Source organism: Oleiagrimonas sp. (genome assembly GCF_027858935.1).
Taxonomy (GTDB): Bacteria; Pseudomonadota; Gammaproteobacteria; order Xanthomonadales; family Rhodanobacteraceae; genus Oleiagrimonas.
The window spans coordinates 1-2,257 of record NZ_JAQIBU010000119.1; the positions used below are offsets into that span (position 1 = coordinate 1).

Below are 2,257 nucleotides of genomic sequence, written 5' to 3' on the forward strand. Positions count from 1 at the left end.
GGATCGATGCGAAGGCACCGGCATCGCGATTACGCGCCGCATCCGCGGCGGCCGTCACGGCCTGGCGGACCCGCTCTTCGGCCGGCGCGTGATGACATCCGGAAGCGAGCAGCACAAGCACACTGGCGAGTCGTGTCACCAAAGGTTTCATGAACAATCCATCCCCACGCTGGAAAAACAGTATCCATGCTCCGTGATCAAGATGCATGTGTCGCACGTTCGTTCCCATGGCAGCGCCCTTGCGCTATCGGCGAAGCGCGGGCGAACACGCGACATGAGCTGGCAAAGCCGGGCAAAACCCCTGCTTGACGCGTTCGGCTGCATCGTGGACCAACCTGAACGTGCTTGTTTTCGTCCCTGCCGGATCGATCCCGTGACACGACCTGCTGCGCCATGGCTTGCTTGCCGTTTCTGAAGGCCCTGTGCTGAAATGAAACGATCGTTTGGTTTATCCTGTACAGCGTGCAGGCGCCTGCGCTGCAACCGAGGGAACTACAATTATCATGAGCAGTGAACATCCCTGGCTGGCCCAGTATCCTGCGGGCATACCGCACACCATCGACGTCGACCAGTACGGCTCCGTGGTGGCTGTGATCGAAGAGGCGTTTGAACGTTTTCGTCACCGTCCGGCGTACAGCAACTTCGGGCGTGTGCTCAGCTACGCTGAAATCGACCAGCTCAGCAAGCTATTCGCCAGCTACCTGCAAAATGACCTCGGACTGGGCAAGGGCGACCGCATTGCCATCATGCTGCCGAATATCCTGCAGTACCCGGTGGCACTGTGCGGTGCATTGCGGGCCGGGCTGACCGTGGTCAACACCAACCCGATGTACACGGCCAGGGAGCTCAAGCACCAGTTGTGTGACTCCGGTGCGAAGACCATCGTGGTCCTGGATAATTTCGCCGCCACACTGGAAAAAATCATTGCGGATACACCGGTACGCCACATGGTCACAACCGGTGTCGGCGACCTGCTGGGAATGGCCAAGGGCGGTGTCATCAATTTCGTCCTCAAGTACGTAAAAAAAGCCGTGCCGCCCTTCAAACTCGAGGGTGCAGTGCGCATGCGTGACGCACTATCTAAAGGCAACCCGGACACCTTCAAACCCATCAAGCTCGGCCACGACGACCTGGCCTTCCTGCAGTACACCGGCGGCACCACTGGCGTGGCCAAGGGCGCCATGCTCACCCACGGGAACATGGTCGCCAACATGCTCCAGGCAGGCGCCTGGATCGGTGACCAGACCAAACCGGGCGAGGAAGTCATCATTACCGCCCTGCCGCTCTACCATATCTTTTCGCTGACAGCGAACTGCCTGGTCTTCATGCGTTTGGGCGGACTCAACTACCTGATCACCAATCCACGCGATATGCCCGGGTTCGTAAAGGAGCTCGGCCAGATCCGCTTCACCGCAATCACCGGGGTCAACACGTTGTTCAACGGGCTGCTCAATACGCCCGGATTCGACAAACTGGATTTTTCTGCATTGCACCTGAGCCTGGGCGGTGGCATGGCGGTGCAGCGCGTCGTGGCCCAGCGCTGGAAGAAGGTCACCGGCTGCCCTCTGGCGGAAGCCTATGGCTTGACCGAAACATCGCCGGCCGCATGCATCAATCCGCTGGATCTGACCGATTACAACAGCTCGATCGGTCTTCCGATTCCATCCACCGAAGTCGCGATCTGGTCCGATGACGGCCAGACCCTCCCTCCTGGCGAGGTCGGCGAGCTGATGGTGCGTGGCCCACAGGTCATGAAGGGATACTGGGAACGTCCGAATGAAACCGCAAAAGTCCTCGAGGACAGCGGTTGGCTGCATACGGGCGATGTGGCGAAGATGGACGAGAAAGGCTTTTTCTATATCGTCGACCGCAAGAAAGACATGATCCTGGTGTCCGGCTTCAACGTCTACCCGAACGAGGTCGAGGACGTGGTCATGGATCACCCCGGCGTATCCGAAGTCGCTGCGGTCGGAGTGTCGGACGAGCATTCAGGCGAGGTGGTCAAGCTGTTCGTGGTGAAGAAGGATCCGAACCTCACCAAGGATGATCTGGTGTCGTACTGCCACGACGAACTGACCGGTTACAAACGACCGCGCTACATCGAATTCCTGGATGAATTACCCAAGAGCAATGTCGGCAAGATCCTGCGCAGGGAATTGCGCGAAGGCACCGCCAGCGAGCAAAGCTGATCGTGCGTCATCCTATGGATCGACTGCGGATCCATCCCGTTTCACAGTGGATGTTCCTGTCCGCCATT

1 protein-coding gene is annotated in these 2,257 nt (G+C 58.9%); it reads left to right on the forward strand.

Going from position 1 to position 2,257, the window contains the following annotated elements; genetic code table 11:
- Positions 1–503 precede the first annotated feature (503 nt).
- A complete protein-coding gene (locus PF446_RS04550) occupies positions 504–2,189 on the forward strand; it encodes an AMP-binding protein (RefSeq protein WP_298070063.1) in 1,686 nt (561 codons plus the stop codon).
- Positions 2,190–2,257 lie beyond the last annotated feature (68 nt).

Bases quoted from the DNA above. Each gene is read 5' to 3' on its own strand.
- PF446_RS04550 (WP_298070063.1), top strand. From the start codon at position 504: ATGAGCAGTGAACATCCCTGGCTGGCCCAGTATCCTGCGGGCATACCG.